Here is a 19,119-nt window from a genome sequence, read left to right on the forward strand (position 1 = left end):
TATGAAAATTGCTATCCTAGGAGCAACTAATATTAAACATATGTCTTTGATATCTCATTACCTTGACAATATTGATATGAGTAAGAATCAAGTAGACATAATATACACAGATAAATATGATATTGATGAAAAAGTTGATGGAATAACAAACTATTATAAATATTCAGTTGACATTAATTCCAATTGGTCTTTTGTGAAAAAAGCGATGAACTATTATGCTTTTAAACCATATGCTACAAAGATTTTGAAAGAAAATAATTATGATTTTGTAATTGTATGGGGGAGCTATACTGGTCATTTATTTAAAAATTTTTTAATTAAAAATTACAAAGAGCGTTTTATTTTGAATATTAGGGACTATTTTTATGAAAATAACAATTTCATATTTGCTAGAATGGCTCAATTAGTAAATTTTAGTTATATGACTACAATATCATCTGATGGCTTTTTGAAATTTTTACCAAATTCCGAAAAATATCAAGTGATTTATAGTTATAACGCTAAAGTAATAGAACAAGCGAAATCAGTAGATGAAATTGAATTGAAATCTCCATTAAAAATTAGTTTTATAGGAAATGTGAGATTTTTAGATGTAAATAAAAAAATTATTAGCGAATTAAAAAATGACTCAAGGTTTTTATTACAATATTTTGGAACTGGATCAGAAGCTTTAGAAGAATATGCAAAAGATAACAACATTAAAAATGTAAGATTTTCAGGTGGTTTTGATATTCATGAAACACCTAAATTTTTGGACGATACAGATATAATTAATAATCTATATGGAAGTAAAGATATAGCGCTTGATACTGCGCTATCTATTAGAATGTATTATTCATTATTCTTGAATAAACCAATCCTCACTTCTAAAGACACATACACTAATCAACAAGCTCAAAATTTTGGTTTAGGAATTCAAATTAATTCGAATGATTTATCAAACCTTGGAGAGCAAATAATTGATTATTATAACACATTAGATAATGCACAGATAAATCAAAAAAGAAAAGAATATATAACAAATGTAATGAAACAAAATACCCTTTTTTATAAGAAGTTAGAAAGTGTATTTAATGAATAAGTTATATAATATATTAATTTCTTTTCTTTTGATTTGTGCAATCATTATTCTAGTTTTCAAAAATGAAATGTTATTAACTATTATGCCATTAAGTTATTTAGTAGCTAAGGTTATTTTATTATTTATATCAAACGTAAATTTAAAATTTACACGTATGATTTATGATGTGTTTGGAATTATTAGGTTATTAGTTATCCCACTTCTAATTGGAATAACTGGAGATAAAATAATAGATAATTTACCTTTAGGGCATGAATATTTTAATCAAGCAGTAGGTTTGATTTCTGTTGAATATATTATAGGGGCAGTTTTTCTCTATATTTTCAGTAAATTATTTACAAATAAAGTTTCAGGAAAATCGATTAATTATAAAGTTGCAGGTTCTAAAATATTTTATGCAATATTTATTATCGTAGTATTTTTTGTATTTATATATAGTGAAAAAGCAAGAGAAAGTGTATCTTTTTTAATTATACAAACTCATGATACCGGAAGAGGTACTGAAGATACTAGCAGTATGGTAGTACTAATTAGAATGCTATTACAGTTAGCGTTAGCATTAATGTTTGTTATAGTATCTTACTTATCTTATAAGAAATACAAAAATAATCCTAGAATCTATTATCTATTTTTACCTTTAATCTTTGGATTAATCAATATCAGTTTAATTGTTGGAGAAAGAAGAAGTTTACAACTTTATACCCTTATTTCAGTATTGGTTATCATTACTCTATTATTCAAACGACATAGTAAAAAAATTAATGTAGTTATTTTAATAGTAGGTGGCTTTGTGTTGTTATTAATGACTCTATATAAAGAATTATACATATTTAACTATTCTTCATATAGTGCGGCATTAGAAGCTAGTAGCACAAGTAAAATTAATTTTGTTGACCAAATTCAATCTTATTTTTATGGCCCAAGTAATGTTGCAGGTGCAATGGATTATTTAAACTATCATCAAGGTTCATTTAGTCAATTTATATTTGATAACACTAGAGCGATTTTTGGTTTGAATTTATTTATTAATCACGATCATTTAATAACTAGTCAGTTATTTAACCAATTAATTTATGGTAACAAACAATTAACTGGTCACTTAATCTCTAGTGCAGGATACGGATATATATACTTCGGACCAATCCTATTTTTCTTAGTACTAGTTTTCAACTTGTTTTTATCATGTGTATTTGAAGTGTTTTTACACAAAACAAAATCTTTAGAATTAATATTTGTTGGTACGTATATATATATGAGGGTTGTAGCTAGTATGTTTGGACACACAACACCAATTATTACTTTAATATCTTCAATAATTATTATTTATTCAATCATAATATTTGCTTCAATATTAGTTAAAAAGGCAATTAGTAGAGGAGATGCTTATGAATGATAAGACGTCTGATGAAAACAAAAGTATTTAGAATTGCAAATTGGCCATTAAAACTTTTTTATAAAGAAAAATATTTAACAGGATATTATTTTGATAAAAAAGTAATGGGATGGCTATGGGCTTGGAAAGCAATCCCTTTTAAATTAATTGGAATTAACACTAGATTACCATTTCCAGCAGATCCTACAGTAAGGATTCATAAAGCTAGTAATTTAATATTTGATAAAGATGATATTCATATCTTTCAATCACCTGGAACTTATTTCAATAATTTTTCAGCACAAATTATTTTAGGGAAAGGTGTTTACATTGCGCCTAATGTTGGGATTATAACTGCTAATCATGACGTAAACAACTTAAAAAAACACGTGGACGGAAAAAATGTTGTTATTGGAACGAATAGCTGGATTGGAATGAATTCAGTTATATTACCAGGCGTTAAATTAGGAGAAAAAACAGTTGTAGGCGCGGGGTCAGTTGTTACTAAAAGTTTTGAAGAAGGAAACATTGTTATAGCTGGTAATCCTGCAAGAGTTATAAAAAAGTTGGGGTAATATATGAAAAAAAATAAGTTTTTAAGTGATTCACTCTTAATGATAGTTAGTAGTGGGATATCACAATTAATTTTAATTGCCACAACTCCTTTAATTTCAAGATTATATTCTCCTTCAGAATTTGGAGAATTTACAATATTTTCTAATATAGCAATGATATTAATTCCAATAATAAATGCGAGGTATGATCTTTTAATTATTAATGCAGAGAATAGACATAAAGCTAATATTTTGTCACAAATCAGTTTTATCATTTCTGCAATAATTTTAGTGATCTTAATCCCAATAACAATAATATATTCCTTCATTTATCCTCAATATATAATGGATATGCTTTTTATTTTAGTAACTTTATTACTAGTTAGCTTGACCAATATTTTTACTAATTATTTAAATAGAGAAAGAGATTATAAATCTCTTAGTCTAATTAATATATTAAGATCAGCATCGATGACTATTATACAAATAGCTTTTGGAGTGGTGCATTTTGGAAGTTTAGGACTAATTATTGGATTTGCATTTTCATATGTAGCAGGTATTGGAATTGGTTACAGAACATTTAAAAAACATTTCTACATAATTAAAAATAATCAAGAAATGAAAGAGGATTTCTTAGAACATAAAAATCAATTAGTATATTCAACTCCTTCTATTTTATTAAATAGTCTATCTTTTTCAATTGTAATTTTCTTTTTAGGAATTTTGTATTCTAGTGAAGAAGTTGGAATATATGGTATGGCAATTAGAATATTAGGTATTCCTGTAACAATAATTTCACTAGGGCTATCTAAGATTTTTATGCAAAGAGCAAACGATTTCTATATTAGAACAGGCAGTTTTAGAAGCTTATTAATAAAATTTACTGGAGCATTAATTGCTTTATCAATAGTACTTTATGTACCATTTTATTTTTTAAGTGGGAATTTTGTAAATCTAATTTTAGGAACTCAATGGACAGGTACTATAACAATAATGCAGATTACTATTCCATTATTTGCCATTAGGTTAATAGTATCTACAGTATCGCTATCAGTTGTTGTTATAAAAAAACAACAAATAGAGTTGATGTTGCAAGCTGCCTTTGTTATCGGGACAGTAATCACTTTCTATATTAGCAAGTTTTTAAAATTTGATTTTGTAAATTTTGTGCAACTAAATACAGTAGTACTAATAGTTTCTTATGTCCTATTTTTTGTAGTTTTGTATTATTTTTCGAAAAACCGAAAAGTTTTGGGTGATAAAAAATGAAAAAGAAAAAAATATTAATACTATGTCAGTATTTTTATCCTGAATATGTATCTTCGGCTACTTTACCTACACAAATGGCTGAAGATTTAGTTGAAAAAGGAATGAAAATAGACGTTATTTGTGGTTGGCCTTATGAATATAGTAAAGAAAGAAAAGTCCAAAAACAGGTGAATTATAAAGGAATTAATATTCGTAGATTAAAATATTCTAAGTTTAATAATAAATCTAAAATCGGACGTATTTTTAACTTCTTTTCTCTATTCATAATGTTTATACTGCAAATGCCAAAAATGTTGAAATACGACCATATACTTGTTTACTCAAATCCTCCCATTTTACCGTTGATACCGGATGTACTACATCGTGTGTTTAAGAAAGATTATTCTTTTGTTGTATATGATATTGCTCCAGATAATGCTTTGAAAACAGGTGCAACAAATCCTGGTAGTTTAATTGATAGATTGATGAAATTTATTAATAAACGTGTTTATAGAAGTGCCAAAAACGTCATCGTATTGGGAACTGAAATGAAAAATTATTTATTACAAAATAAGATTTCTGGTAACCCAGGTAATATTCATGTGATTCCAAATTGGTATACGGAGTCAAAAGATGACAAAGTGTATAATTCAGAATTCCGTAAATTAAGAGAACAATATGACAAGATTCTATTATATAGCGGAAATATGGGTCAATTACAAGACATGGATACTATTATTGATTTTCTTAAATTAAATAAGGAAAACAATAATACTTTAACCATATTATGTGGCCATGGTAAGAAATACAAACATGTGAAACAAACAATAGAAGCAAATAATATTCCTAATGTTAAAATATATGAGTTTTTAACTGGAACTGATTATACGGATGTATTAAAAATAGCAGATGCCTGTTTCGCTTCATTAGTTGAAGAGGGCGTAGGGCTAGGAGTGCCAAGTAAAAATTATGGTTACTTAGCGAATAAAAAACCGCTTATTTTAATAATGGATAAACAGTCAGACATTGTTAAACATGTCGAAGAATATGATGCAGGTATTCAAATTAACAATGGTGCAGCGATAGATATTCAGCACTTTGTAGACCATCATTCAAAAGAATATTTACAAAAATTAGGGCAAAATGCCTACCAGCTATTTAAAGATAAATATACAAGAGCACATAACACGGAAAAATACTATAAATTATTGAATGGAGGTCATTAATATGAAAAGAGCTTTCGACATATTTTGTGCGATTTATGGACTCATTGTAGCAGGTCCTTTTCTATTAATAGTAAGTTTATTAATTAGATTAGAATCACCGGGACCAGCAATATTTAAACAGAAAAGACCTACATTAAATAACAAACTGTTCAATATCTATAAGTTCAGATCAATGAAGATGGATACACCAAATGTAGCAACTGACTTAATGGATCCAGCTGATTTTATAACTAAAACTGGTAAATTTATTCGAAAAACATCAATTGATGAATTACCTCAATTAATTAACGTGTTAAAAGGGGACATGTCAATTGTAGGTCCAAGACCGGCACTCTATAATCAATATGAATTAATTGAAAAAAGAACAAAAGTCAATGTTCATACTATAAGACCTGGGGTAACAGGTTTAGCTCAAGTCATGGGTAGAGATAATAATACTGACGATCAAAAAGTAATGTATGACAAATATTATTTAGAGCATCAATCATTTAAATTAGATATGTATATTATCTATAAAACAGTTATTAATACGATTTCTTCAGAAGGTGTATCACACTAATGAATAAAAAAATATTAATTACCGGTACAAGTGGATATGTAGGAAGTCATTTAGCAGAAAGTTTAGAACGAAGTGGCAATATCGTTCGAAGATTAAGCGTGAGAAATTCACTTTGGAAAAGCCAATCATTTAGTGACATAGATACAATAATCCATACAGCAGCACTGGTTCATAATAATGATCCGAATGCGAAACTTGAAGATTATTTCAAAGTAAATACTCACTTGCCGATAGAATTAGCTAAGAAAGCTAAGGAAGACGGTGTTCATCAATTTATATTTATGAGTACTATGGCAGTTTATGGTAAAGATGGAGAGTTAGGTTCTGTAGATGAAATTACGAATCCTTTAGCAATCCATCCTGTCACAAATTATGGTATGTCCAAAGCTAAAGCCGAAGAGAAACTATTTGAAATGAATAATGAAGATTTCAAGATAGTAATTGTACGTCCACCAATGATTTACGGAAAAGATTCACCAGGTAATTTCTCTAGATTGAAAAGAGTGGCTGAGATATTACCAGTTATACCAAAGATTAATAATATGAGAAGTGCGCTATATATTAAACATTTAGAGGGTTATATCAAACAACTTATTGAAAAGGACTACAACGGTATCTATCATCCTAAAGATAGTTTCAATTTTGATACGACCGAGGTAATTACAGAAATTCGTAATTCTCAAAATAAGAAAACGATATTAATACCAATACCAAAATTTACTTATCCACTTTTAAATAAAGTGAAAGTAATTTCAAAGCTTTATGGGAATTTAATATATGGAAATGATTTATATTTACATGAAAACAAAGTGGAACTCGGAGAACAAGATTTTAAAACAATCATTAATGACATCATGAATAATAGCTAATACTTTTAGAAACATTTAAATGAAAATAACATATAAAAAATGCGTTTAATGGAGGGTATTACATTGAAATTAACAGTAGTAGGATTAGGCTATATTGGTTTACCAACGTCAATTATGTTCGCTAAGCATGGTGTGGATGTCCTAGGTGTAGACATTAACCCAAAAACGATTGATAGCTTACAAAGTGGAAAAGTTAACATTGAAGAACCAGGATTACAAGAAGTCTTTGAAGAAGTCTTAGAAAAAGGGAAATTAAAAGTATCTACAACACCTGCTGAAGCAGATGCATTTATCATTTCGGTACCAACGCCTAATAATGATGATGAATATGAGTCTTGCGATATTTCTATCGTATTGAGTGCTGTGAATAGCGTATTACCTTACCTTAAAAAAGGGGATACGATTATTGTAGAATCTACAATTGCGCCACGAACTATGGATGACCATGTAAAACCTTTAATAGAAGAAAAAGGGTTCACGATTGGAGAAGATATCTATTTAGTGCATTGCCCAGAACGTGTATTACCTGGGAAAATATTAGAAGAATTAGTGTATAACAACCGTATTATTGGTGGCGTAACACCTAATTGTGTTGAAGCGGGTAAGCGTGTTTATAGTACTTTCGTGCAAGGTGAAATGATAGAAACCAATGCACGTACTGCTGAAATGAGTAAATTAATGGAAAATACGTATCGTGATTTAAATATTGCATTAGCTAATGAAATTACTAAAATTAGTAACAATTTAGACATTAATGTATTAGATGTTATCGAAATGGCAAATAAGCATCCACGTGTAAACATTCATTCTCCAGGACCAGGAGTAGGAGGACATTGTTTAGCAGTAGATCCTTACTTCATTATCGCTAAAGATCCAGAGCACTCACCATTAATCCAAACTGGACGCAAAGTTAACCGTTCAATGCCTGAATATGTTGTTGAAAACGTAAAACGCATTTTAATTGACGTCGATAATGCTAAAGTAGCCGTATTTGGTTTAACTTATAAAGGTGATGTTGATGATATTCGTGAGTCACCAGCATTTGATATTTATAAATTATTACAAGACGAACAATTAGAAGTTACTGCTTATGATCCACATGTAGAATTAGATTTTGTTGAAAAAGATATTAAAAAAGCAACAGATAACGCATCACTTGTTTTAATACTTAGCGATCATTCAGAATTTAAAACATTCAATGACAGTGACTTTGAAAATATGAAAAACAAAATCATCTTTGACACAAAAAATATTGTTAAATCTGAATTTAATGAAGTATCTTACTTTAACTATGGTAATCTATATAAAACTAAGGATATTGAGTTGAAAAAATAAGCAAATTCGCATTAACCATATTCAATTAATAAGGGGTATAAAAATGAAGAAAATAATGACTATTTTTGGTACTCGTCCCGAAGCGATAAAAATGGCACCTTTAGTTAAAGAATTACAAAAGAATGAACATTTAGAACCAGTAGTTGTCATTACAGCACAACATAGAGAGATGCTTGATAGTGTTTTAAAGATATTTGATGTAAAGCCAGATCATGATTTAAATATTATGAAAGCAAACCAGACTCTAGCAGAACTTACTTCTAGAATTACAACAAAGTTAGATGCAGTTATAAAAGAAGAACAACCAGACATGGTACTTGTTCATGGTGATACAACGTCGACGTTTGTAGGTGGTCTTACTGCTTTTTATAATCAAACACCAATTGGACATGTTGAAGCAGGGCTAAGAACTTGGAATAAATATTCTCCATTCCCTGAAGAAATGAACCGAGTTATGGTTGGAAATATGGCCGATTTAAACTTTGCGCCAACTGATAAAGCTGCTGATAATTTAAGAGAAGAAAATAAAGCAGAAAATAGTATTGCAATAACAGGTAACACTGCTATTGATGCTATGAAAACAACAATTAAAGATGATTACCAATCAGACATACTTGAAAGACACAGTGATAAAAAAATTATTTTATTAACAGCTCATAGAAGAGAAAACATTGGGGAACCGATGCACAATATTTTTAAAGCAGTTAAGCAAATAGTGGACGAGTATGAAGATATTGTTGTTATTTATCCAATGCATAAAAATCCTAAAGTAAGAGAAATTGCTGGCCAATACCTGGAAAATCATCCTAGAATTGAATTGATTGAGCCACTTGATGTGATTGATTTCCATAATTTCGCGAATGAATCTCATTTAATTCTTACAGATTCAGGTGGTGTACAAGAAGAAGCGCCTTCTTTAGGTAAACCAGTATTAGTTTTAAGAGATACAACTGAAAGACCAGAAGGTGTGAGCGCTGGTACATTAAAAGTGGTTGGAACAACATATGAATCAATATTTAATGAAACGAAGACGTTATTAGATAATCAAGATGAATATGTGAAAATGAGTAAAGCTAGTAACCCTTATGGTGATGGTGAAGCTTCAAGACGCATTTGTGAAAATATAGAATATTATTTTGGTATTCGAGAAGCAAAACCTGAGTCATTTAAAGTTGATAACTAATAAATATTCAAATTGCATCTCAGAAGTTGAAACTCATATCAACTTAAATTGAGATGCTTTTTGAGCATATATAGTTGAAAAATATGATAGGAGAAAAAGAATGAAAAAAAGAAAATCAAAGTTATTTAAAATTCTTTTAACTATATTCATTGTGTTGCTTGTCTTAGCTATTGCTGCAGGAATATACATTTTTGCCAAAATACATTCTTTTAGTGATAATATTACTAAACCTCTCGATAGGGATAAATCCGAATTAAGAGATAAGCCGGCTAAAGATGGAGATCCAATGACAGTAGTATTATATGGTATTGATGATGATGCACAAAGAGAAAAAGAAGCTTTAGGTCAACGAAGTGATTCAATCGTATTAATGTCAATTAATCCTAAAAAGAATAAAACTGTAATGGTAAGTATCCCTAGGGATACGAGAGCTAAAATCGTTGGTCATGGAACTACTGAAAAAATTAATCATGCATATGCATATGGTGGTCCAAATATGGCAGTAAAATCTCTTGAAAAGCTAATGGACGTGCCAGTTGACCATTATGTAGCAATTAATATGGATGGTGTAAAAACCGTAGTAGACGAAATTGGTGGCGTAACTGTTCCAAGTAATGCAACATTCAATACAACAGATTCGAAGAAAGATTATCAATTTAAACAAGGTAAAAAGTACGATATGGATGGGGAAGAAGCATTAGCATATATGCGTAGTCGTAAAGATGAAGGTGCAGGCGGTGATGAAGGTCGTCAAATGAGACAGCAACAAATCATTACTGCAGTTGCTAAAGAAGCATTCTCAATTAATTCCATTACAAAACTAGATGGTATTTTCAAAGCAGCACAAGATAACTTGAAAACAGACTTGAGCTTTGGCCAATTAAATCGTTTTAAATCAGATTATGATAATGCACAAGATAACGTAAAACGTTTAACAATTAATGGTCAAAATAAATTAGGAGATGACAATTTATATTACTTCTATCCTGATAAAAATAGTTTAAATGACATTAAAAAGAAACTAAAAGACAACTTAGAAATTAAATAATTAATTTTTAATATCTTAGAAAATACTCTGTTGATGACAATAATCATCGACAGAGTGTTTTCTTGTATTAGAACTCAAAAACACAATAGGAACACAAAAAAAGACGCCCGCTCCATGGAGGGGTCTTGATCTCTATAACGCTATGACTGAGATATTATTGTTGGTTTTGATTAGATGATACGTCTTTACTAAAGAAGTCGAAGATGTTTTTCGCGCTGTCTGTGTTATCTTTGTTACCTGTGAATTTATCTTCGCCTGGACCGTGTGCGTAAGTGTTTACGTCTTCACCAGTATGACCATAAGTTGTCCAACCAGTATGAGATTCATCGTTAATTGGTTTTTGAATTGCATCTTGTAATTTCGTTGTAGCTGCTACGACTTTAGGATCTTTTTCATCTTTAGTTTTAGATTTAGCATCTTTAAGTTCTTTAGCAGCGTCTTTCACTTTATCCATTTGTTTAGAAGGGAATTTAATACCATAACCTTCGTTAATTACTTTTTCAGGATCTTTGCCTTCAGCAATTTGTTTCGTCATGTAGCTACCAGAGTGTTTCATTTTATGAATCGCTTCAGGATTCCAGACATAATCTTTGCCTTTAGCAATTGATAAACCACCAGTTGAGTGATCGGCAGTTGCTACAACTAAAGTGTCTTTATGTTTGTTAGAGTAGTCAATTGCGTTTTGGAAAGCTTTTTCAAAGCCACCCATTTCTGACATAACGCCAGTAATATCGTTAGGATGTCCTGATTTATCAATTGACGCACCTTCAACCATTAAGAAGAAGCCTTTGTCATTTTTTTCTAATTTAGATAATGCACTGTTTTCCATATCTACTAATAATGGATTACTTTGAGGTGCATCAATTTGTAATGGCATATCTTTTTCAGAGAATAGACCTAACACTTGATCACTTTGAGAGTTAGCCAATTCATCTTTGTTCGTTACATAATCATAACCGTCTTTTTTAAATTTATCAGTTAAGTTGCCATTGTCTTTACCGAAGTATTTAGAGCCGCCACCTAAGATGACATCTGCTTTATGTTGACCGTTAATTTTATCATTATAAAATTGTTGTGCGATTTCATCTTTTTTATCACGATCATCTACATGTGCAGCATATACAGCGGGTGTTGCATCTGTAACTTCTGCAGTTGTAACGATACCAGTTGATTTACCACGTTCTTTAGCATCTTCTAATACTGACTTTAATGGTTTCTTATTATTATCAACTGAGATAGCACCATTATATGTTTTGTGACCAGTCGCAAAGGCAGTACCACCTGCTGCTGAGTCAGTAACATTTTCTTTAGGGTCATTTGGGTTTGTACGATTTGTCCCTTTTAAGTACTTATCAAATGCAGTTTGATCTAATTCTTTTGTGTTTGGATTGTCAGCGTAGTAACGATAAGCTGAGTTATAGGCAGGACCCATACCATCGCCAACCATGAAGATTACATTTTTAGGATTTTTAGTATTACCAATTGCCATGTAGTCGCCGTCTTGACCTTGTTGGCCTTGATTTCCTTCGCCAGAATCTGAGGCGAAAGATACTTGTGTTGTCCCCAATAGAGATGCAGCTATGATTGAACTCGCCACTGTTGTTTTACCAAATTTGCTGATGAAACTCATTTCAAAAAGCCCCCTAATATGTATAAAGTAGTTGTTACATATTCATATTAAGAAACATTATTTGAGATACAGTTAGTATAAAGTTATTTTTAAGTTAAGTAATTGTAAACAATTATTAACTATTTGAAACCATTGCGAATTTAACTTTATTGATGACGTTCGATTTATTGCTTTTCATTTTTTCAGAAAATAGTTATAATCATATTAAATAAAATAGTTTGTCTTATTAAGAGTGAGTGGAGGGAATTGGCCCTATGAAACTCCAGCAACTGCGTTTGACGTGAGGTGCTAAATCCAACAGGAATTCCTGAAAGATAAGAAGATGTCCGTGAGCGCTTCTTATTTAAGGAGGGCTATTTTATTTACCCAAATTTATGAAAAGGTGGTAAAACATATGGCAACATTGCAAGAACTATTTGAACAATTAGACTATTGGGAGCAGTTTTCACCAAAGAATTATGGTGGCAGTATGTTGAAAGCGGCAAAAAAAGGAGATATAAAAAAGCAAATATATGGTAGTGTTTCGATTGAAGATATTAGAACGTATATTTTAAATAAGAAATAATGGCTCGTGTGTTTTCTTAAAGCATTAGTAGATATATGATAGAAGCGGTCCCTTGAAATATTTATGATTTCGGTATCGATTCTGTTTTTATAATGTTCATTTCGAGATGAAAGTTGTAAAATGAAAATTAAGACAATATATCAATTAAATATAGAAATAGAGGTGTTCTACCTATGATATTAATTATGTTATCTCCATTACTCATCATCGGTTTTATCGCATTATCAATTATGGAAGAACGAAAACGTAAAAACAAAACACAAAATAAAGAAGCAGAAATTGATAAAGAGAAGAATAAACTTTCTAATCCTTATTATGACAATGATCATAAGGAATAATCATAGATTAAATAGAAGTTTGTAATGAAAGGTGTACAATATGAAAGTATTAATCGTGGAAGACGACTTCGTAATTGCTGAAAGCCTAGAACAAGAACTATCGCAATGGAATTATGACGTTATAGTTGCCAAACAATTTGATAATATACTCGATTTGTTTAATACACATCAACCAGAACTTGTGTTGTTAGATATCAACTTACCTACATTTAATGGTTATCATTGGTGCCAAGAGATTCGCAAGACGTCTAATGTACCAATTATCTTCATTAGTTCACGTACGGATAATATGGATCAAATTATGGCAATTCAAATGGGCGGCGATGATTTTATTGAGAAGCCATTCAATTTGTCTTTAACTGTGGCGAAGATTCAAGCATTATTACGTAGAACGTATGATTTGGCGGTTTCTAATAATGAAGTGACGGTTAAAGATTGCAAGCTTGTTGTAGATGAAGCAACACTATATTATCACGATGCGTCGGTGCAATTATCCTTTACTGAATTACAGATTTTAAATATGCTGTTTCGCAATGAAGGTAAGTATGTCAGTCGAACGGCGTTGATTGAAAAGTGCTGGGAGTCAGAGAATTTTATTGATGATAATACGTTAGCGGTTAACATGACACGACTGCGTAAGAAATTACAGTCGATTGGTGTGAAGGATTTAATTGAAACGAAGAAAAATGTCGGATATAAGGTGCCATAATTATGATGAAAGCTTTCTTTAAATCAATACTGAATGAAATCATCATTGTCATTGCATTTTTATTATTGTTTTGGTTAATCTTTTTCTTATTCAACCTTTCAATGGGGGCTTATCTTCTAGGTGCAGGCATTACTATCTTTGTTATGGTGATTTATTGGCTTGTGCAATTAAGTGGCTTTAAAAAACAAGTGCATTTGGAAGATACGATTACTGAATTAGAGCATGAACTTCAACAGGTAAAGAGTGACCAAACGGAGTATCAAGAAAATGTGGAGAACTATTTCTTGATGTGGGTGCATCAAATGAAGACACCGATTACGGCTTCGAAGTTGTTATTGGAACGAAATGAAGAGAATGTGGTCAATCGCGTACGTCAAGAGATTATACAAATTGACAATTATACCAGTCTAGCTTTGAGTTATTTAAAATTAATGAATCAAGAAACGGACATGTCCTTTTCACAGGTTAAAATAAATGACTTGGTGCGACCGCTAATTATGAAATATTCTATTCAATTTATTGATCAGAAGACGAAGATTCACTATGAACGTTGTGAAGATGAAGTGCTTACAGACGTGCAATGGTGTACGATTATGATTGAACAAATCTTAAATAATGCGCTCAAGTATGCACGTGGTAAAGATATATGGGTTGCATTTGATAAGGAACAACAAGTGTTAACGATTCGTGATAACGGCATTGGTATTAGTAAAGCAGACTTACCGAAGATTTTTGATAAAGGGTATTCTGGCTATAATGGTCGTTTAAATGATAAATCAAGTGGCATTGGCCTGTTTATTGTTAAGCATATCTCACGTCATTTACACCATAAAGTCGAAGTACAATCTGAACTTGGAGAAGGTACGACATTTCATATTTATTTCCCGAAAAATAATTAACCTTTCGATATTGTAAGTTAGCCAACGACATTTGTAAGAAATTATCAATGTTGTTGGTGCTTTTTTGTTTTATGATAGATTTAACGACAATTGATACAAATGATTATTGCGAGGCTTTTAATTAAGTCACTCATTTATAAAGGATTGGTTTTTCATTTTCCGAAAAGGAGGGACGACAAATGCTATTAGATGTGAGGAATGTTAAAAAAACATTTGGCAGAGGGTTAAATGCTACAACGGCATTGAATGGCATCTCATTTACCGTTGATAAAGGAGAATTCGTAGCGATTATGGGCGAATCGGGGTCAGGCAAATCAACGATGCTCAACCTGATTGCTACTTTCGATAAAGTGACGGAAGGTACCATTACTATCAATAAGCAAGATGTTCGTAAACTGCGCAATAGACAGATTGCACATTTCCGACGTGATCATATGGGGTTTGTCTTTCAAGATTTCAACGTGTTACCGACGATGACGAATAAGGATAATATGTTGATGCCACTTGTCTTAGCCAATCGTTCTCATAAATTTATGGAACAACGCGTAAATGAACTTAGTACAGCACTTGGTATAGATCAACTGCTAAATAAATATCCGTATCAAATTTCAGGTGGGGAACAACAACGTATTGCTATTGGACGTGCACTCATCAATGAACCTGATTTGTTACTAGCCGATGAGCCAACAGGTGCCCTCGATTCAAAGACCTCAAAGCATATCATGCAGTTGTTTAAAGAAATTAATCAGCATGCACAAACGATATTAATGGTTACACATTCGGCTGTAGACGCTTCTTATGCAAAGCGAGTGCTATTCATTAAAGATGGTCGATTGTATCACGAAATTTATCGTGGAGAGGAATCACAACAAGCGTTTCAGAAGAGAATTGCGGATAGTTTGGCTATTTTAAACGAAAGAGGTGACTAAGATGACGTGGCACATGCTATGGAAGATGACTGCTCAAAATTTTAAAATGCAGCGACATGTAATTATGCCTTTCATATTAGTGCTTGGTATCATGTTTGGGACGGAGTTTATATTATTGTCTCTTAATATGAATGCTTATGTGCAAAGACGTAGCCAATTATTACCGATCTTCATAGGTATTGGTAATTTCTTTATGAGTGTATTAGGACTTATCTTTATCTTATATGCGAATCGTTTTATGATGAAACGACGCCAACAGGAATTTGCGATGAATATGATTCTCGGTATGGAGAAGAAACATTTTCGCATTATTATGTTGTTTGAGACGTTGTATCAATTTATTCTTATTGCACTTATTGGTATTACAGGTGGCTATTTGTTTGGCGTGTTAATCTTCATGTTAATGAACAAACTCATGTACCAAACTGGCATGACATTAATGGATTATCCATTTGATATTAAAGCGATGAGTATCACGTTAATCAGTTTAGCAGTGATTATGTTAGTTTTATTCTTAATTAATAATGTCAAAATATTATTTCAAAGTCCCATTAAATTAATCCATCAGCGTCATAAAGCGGAAAGGAAACTACCTAAACCTATCTTGTATGTATTATTAATCGTTGGATTGGTTACGTTATTTTGCAGTTATCATATCGCCTTATCTAACCAAATGGTTTTGAAATCATTATATGATTTGTTTAGTGCGATTGCGTTGGTCATGATTGGTACCTATTGTTTATTCCTATCACTAGGTGTTCTGCTTTTAGATTGGCTGAAATATATTCCCAAGTTGTATTACAATCCCAAGTTCTTTTTCACTATTTCAGGTTTGCGGTCTCGAATGAATTCCAATGCTATTGGCCTTGCGAGTATCACAATGTTATGCACATTTCTAATTGTTACAGTTGGAATGACCGTATCGACGTACCGAGGCATTTCGAATCAAGTCGATTCGATTATTACAGACCAATATAGAATTTCGATTGATGGAAATAGTCATTTCAATAAGCACACACAACAGAAAGTTCGCAATTTAGAGCATGATATTAAACAACATGCCGATGTTGATTTCTTTAAAATCAATGCTGTGACATTGATAGCCACCGATTATGACAAAAATGGTGTATTTAAATATCGAGATAATAAATATTTAAATATGACCTTAGACAGTGCCTATTTAGTGATTATGACGCAACATGATTATAATCAATTGAATACGAAGAAAGTTAAACTTAAACACGGTGAATTAGGATTCTCTAGTGCCAATCAACCTTTTAAGAAATTGAATACAACGACGATGATGGGAGATAAATTCAACGTAAAACAACTTAATGGTCGAAACTATTCTTATCCAGTGCCTGGATCTTTAACGGTGGTTACACCAGATTTGACAACGTATCGTCAATTAACAAATTATTATGCGAATAAAGACAAAGCAAACACACATGGTACAAATAAAGTGCAAAATACATTTATGCATTTTAATATCATGACAAAAAATACTGCTGAGTTTGATAAAGTGAAAGATCAATTAATGAAGCAATATAGTGTGAGTATTGAAGATAAAAAAGAAGTGGCAGCTACATTATACGAAATTAACGGTGGTCTCATTTTTGTTGGTACCGTTGTCTCAATCATCTTAATTATAGGCACATTTCTGATGATGTATTATAAAAATATTGCTGAAGGTTATGAAGATCGAAAAAATTATCAAATTATGCAAAAAGTGGGTATAGAGGACACACGCATTAAATCGACCATTAATAGCCAGATTATTTGGATTTTCACGTTACCTATTTTGGTCGCTACGATTCATGTTGCCTTTGCATCTAAGATTATTTTTAATGTGTTAGGAATCTTGAATGTAAATAATTTAGGTATTTTTGCGACAAGCTATATAGGTGTGCTTGTAGCTGTGGTAGCCATTTATGCATTGATGTATTGGATTACATCACGTATTTATTACCTCATTGTGAATCGTCATCCTTAATATTTTGGAAAGGAAATTTGCTATACTTTTTAAAATTAAGTGTAACCTATTGAATGGTAGGGTATACAACAAAAAAAGGAGGCATCAACATGGCTAATCAATCTACAGATTATACATCAAATCATACTCAAGAGAACAAAATTAAACGTACAGGTGAACATATCCTCACATGGCTTGGCGTTGCCCTTCAAGTTTTAGTAGCAATTATCTTCTTAATTTTAAAACCATTTATTGGTAATAGTAGCTTTAAAGAACAAGTTGTAACACAATCACAAAATCAAGGCAATTCAGTATCTTCAACTGAAGTTAATGATGGCTTTAGTGCTTTAAGTGGATTAATTGGATTCTTTACATGGGGTTCAATTATCGCATTAGTTCTAGCAATTATTGGTGGTATTTTAATTAGTAAAAAACCGAAAGTTGCAGGTGTTTTACTTATTGTTGCAGCAATTGTTGCATTAACAAATAACTGGATCAGTGCATTGCTATGGGTCATTGCAGGTATCATGTTATTAGTTAGAAAAGCTAAGAAACATAACAATTACGATCATAACTATTATGGAAATAATGATAACCGTCATAATGACAATCGTTATGACAACAATCATAACAATGCTTATGATAATAACAACAATCATAACCGTAATGACTATGGCTACGACAACAATCGTAACTATGATCGCGATAACAATGATCATAATGACAATCGCAATAGAAACAACAATGAAGGCGGCTTACGTAACTTAGATGATGAAGAGCGTCACAACAATAACAATGATTACAATAACGATGGTCATCATAATGGCTATTCAAACATGACAAATCAAGGTGCACAGTCTGATCGTAACCAAGATCATCGTAATCAACGCGACCATTTATATGATGACAATGGTTACCGTCGTAATAATGATCATGATAATCGCAATGACTATAACGATAACAATCGTGATTTCAATCATGACAACGACCGTAATGAATACAATCATTCAAATCACCGCGATGATTTACATCGTTCTGATGATGATTTCAATCGTCGTAATGATGTTGATTGGTCAAATGATCGTAGAGAAGGCGGTCAACACGACAATCGTGAGAACCATGACAACAATGGTTTAGGTAGAGATTTAACAAGTGACGAACATCATTCATCAAACCATCGTGATGATTATGATGCAGACAACAATTTCCGTCGTAGTGATAGAAATAATCAAGACGATAATTTAAATGGTTTCAACAACGATAATCAAGAACAACATCATGATCATAACTTCGTTAAAGATGAAGCTGATAAATTAAAAGATAAGAAGGACAATGACCCTTATAAATATTAAGGTTTAAGTCGTAAGAGTAGAACAAATTGAGATTAAAAATGCTACATTGCAAATTCGAAGTAGCTGACTGAGCTGAGAAGACGCTCTAAATCAAGCGTTTCTCGGTTATAGTCATCCTGCAGGGCTAGGACTATGAATTCAAAAGAATTCTGTCCTAGTCTTTTTTTTCGCCCGTTATCAAAATAAATAAAAATTACAAAGAGAATAAATTAAGATTAACATGAGATTAAATTGATACCTTCAGGGTTGA

The 19,119-nt window shown here is 31.4% G+C and carries 18 protein-coding genes and 1 riboswitch; of the genes, 17 read left to right on the plus strand and 1 reads right to left on the minus strand.

Annotated elements, in window-relative coordinates:
• The first annotated feature begins 1 nt into the window (after nucleotide 1).
• The 10 genes from HYI43_01760 to HYI43_01805 all read left to right on the plus strand — a co-directional run bounded on the left by HYI43_01760 (nucleotide 2) and on the right by HYI43_01805 (nucleotide 10,475).
• Entirely contained in the window at nucleotides 2-1,081 is a 1,080-nt protein-coding gene (locus tag HYI43_01760; protein UDI77337.1) for a capsular biosynthesis protein, read from the plus strand.
• Nucleotides 1,074-2,474 (plus strand): capsular biosynthesis protein, encoded by a 1,401-nt coding sequence (locus HYI43_01765; protein ID UDI77338.1) that lies wholly within the window; start codon nucleotides 1,074-1,076, stop codon nucleotides 2,472-2,474. Before HYI43_01760 ends, HYI43_01765 begins: the two co-directional genes overlap by 8 nt.
• Nucleotides 2,471-3,028, plus strand: a complete 558-nt coding sequence (locus HYI43_01770; protein UDI77339.1) for an acyltransferase — start codon at nucleotides 2,471-2,473, stop codon at nucleotides 3,026-3,028. Before HYI43_01765 ends, HYI43_01770 begins: the two co-directional genes overlap by 4 nt.
• Nucleotides 3,029-3,031: 3 nt before the next feature.
• Complete coding sequence (locus tag HYI43_01775; GenBank protein UDI77340.1) at nucleotides 3,032-4,276, plus strand: oligosaccharide flippase family protein; 1,245 nt, start codon at nucleotides 3,032-3,034, stop codon at nucleotides 4,274-4,276.
• The gene (locus HYI43_01780) at nucleotides 4,273-5,481 is read left to right on the plus strand and encodes a glycosyltransferase family 4 protein (protein UDI77341.1); all 1,209 of its coding nucleotides are present in this window, start codon (nucleotides 4,273-4,275) and stop codon (nucleotides 5,479-5,481) included. Before HYI43_01775 ends, HYI43_01780 begins: the two co-directional genes overlap by 4 nt.
• A gap of 1 nt (nucleotide 5,482) precedes the next feature.
• Complete coding sequence (locus HYI43_01785; GenBank protein ID UDI77342.1) at nucleotides 5,483-6,040, plus strand: sugar transferase; 558 nt, start codon at nucleotides 5,483-5,485, stop codon at nucleotides 6,038-6,040.
• Entirely contained in the window at nucleotides 6,040-6,909 is an 870-nt protein-coding gene (locus HYI43_01790; GenBank protein ID UDI77343.1) for an NAD-dependent epimerase/dehydratase family protein, read from the plus strand. The genes HYI43_01785 and HYI43_01790 overlap by 1 nt, the downstream gene beginning before the upstream one ends.
• A 63-nt stretch (nucleotides 6,910-6,972) precedes the next feature.
• A complete protein-coding gene (locus tag HYI43_01795; protein UDI77344.1) occupies nucleotides 6,973-8,244 on the plus strand; it encodes a nucleotide sugar dehydrogenase in 1,272 nt (423 codons plus the stop codon).
• 43 nt (nucleotides 8,245-8,287) lie between these two features.
• Nucleotides 8,288-9,427, plus strand: a complete 1,140-nt coding sequence (gene wecB, locus HYI43_01800; protein UDI77345.1) for a UDP-N-acetylglucosamine 2-epimerase (non-hydrolyzing) — start codon at nucleotides 8,288-8,290, stop codon at nucleotides 9,425-9,427.
• Between the two features lie 100 nt (nucleotides 9,428-9,527).
• Nucleotides 9,528-10,475, plus strand: a complete 948-nt coding sequence (locus HYI43_01805; protein UDI77346.1) for an LCP family protein — start codon at nucleotides 9,528-9,530, stop codon at nucleotides 10,473-10,475.
• A 154-nt stretch (nucleotides 10,476-10,629) separates the two neighbouring features.
• Here HYI43_01805 and HYI43_01810 read toward each other — a convergent pair whose 3' ends face one another.
• Nucleotides 10,630-12,105: an alkaline phosphatase gene (locus HYI43_01810; GenBank protein ID UDI77347.1), complete on the minus strand. Its 1,476-nt coding sequence runs from the start codon at nucleotides 12,103-12,105 to the stop codon at nucleotides 10,630-10,632.
• Between the two features lie 220 nt (nucleotides 12,106-12,325).
• Nucleotides 12,326-12,426, plus strand: a riboswitch (SAM riboswitch).
• A gap of 73 nt (nucleotides 12,427-12,499) precedes the next feature.
• On the opposite strand from HYI43_01810, the gene HYI43_01815 reads away from it, so the two are divergent.
• From HYI43_01815 to HYI43_01845, 7 genes are all read left to right on the plus strand, one after another.
• Entirely contained in the window at nucleotides 12,500-12,670 is a 171-nt protein-coding gene (locus tag HYI43_01815; GenBank protein UDI77348.1) for a hypothetical protein, read from the plus strand.
• A gap of 173 nt (nucleotides 12,671-12,843) precedes the next feature.
• Complete coding sequence (locus HYI43_01820; GenBank protein UDI77349.1) at nucleotides 12,844-13,008, plus strand: hypothetical protein; 165 nt, start codon at nucleotides 12,844-12,846, stop codon at nucleotides 13,006-13,008.
• 40 nt (nucleotides 13,009-13,048) lie between these two features.
• On the plus strand, nucleotides 13,049-13,717 hold the full coding sequence (locus HYI43_01825; protein UDI77350.1) for a response regulator transcription factor: 669 nt from the start codon (nucleotides 13,049-13,051) through the stop codon (nucleotides 13,715-13,717).
• A gap of 2 nt (nucleotides 13,718-13,719) precedes the next feature.
• The gene (locus HYI43_01830; protein ID UDI77351.1) at nucleotides 13,720-14,616 is read left to right on the plus strand and encodes a sensor histidine kinase; all 897 of its coding nucleotides are present in this window, start codon (nucleotides 13,720-13,722) and stop codon (nucleotides 14,614-14,616) included.
• Between the two features lie 179 nt (nucleotides 14,617-14,795).
• Complete coding sequence (locus tag HYI43_01835) at nucleotides 14,796-15,545, plus strand: ABC transporter ATP-binding protein (protein UDI77352.1); 750 nt, start codon at nucleotides 14,796-14,798, stop codon at nucleotides 15,543-15,545.
• 1 nt (nucleotide 15,546) lies between these two features.
• Nucleotides 15,547-17,538 (plus strand): ABC transporter permease, encoded by a 1,992-nt coding sequence (locus tag HYI43_01840; GenBank protein UDI77353.1) that lies wholly within the window; start codon nucleotides 15,547-15,549, stop codon nucleotides 17,536-17,538.
• Nucleotides 17,539-17,627: 89 nt separating this feature from the next.
• Nucleotides 17,628-18,869: a DUF4064 domain-containing protein gene (locus HYI43_01845; GenBank protein UDI77354.1), complete on the plus strand. Its 1,242-nt coding sequence runs from the start codon at nucleotides 17,628-17,630 to the stop codon at nucleotides 18,867-18,869.
• The last annotated feature ends 250 nt before the right edge of the window (nucleotides 18,870-19,119 follow it).

It is taken from the genome of Staphylococcus taiwanensis (assembly GCA_020544305.1).
In the GTDB taxonomy this organism is placed as follows: domain Bacteria; phylum Bacillota; class Bacilli; order Staphylococcales; family Staphylococcaceae; genus Staphylococcus; species Staphylococcus taiwanensis.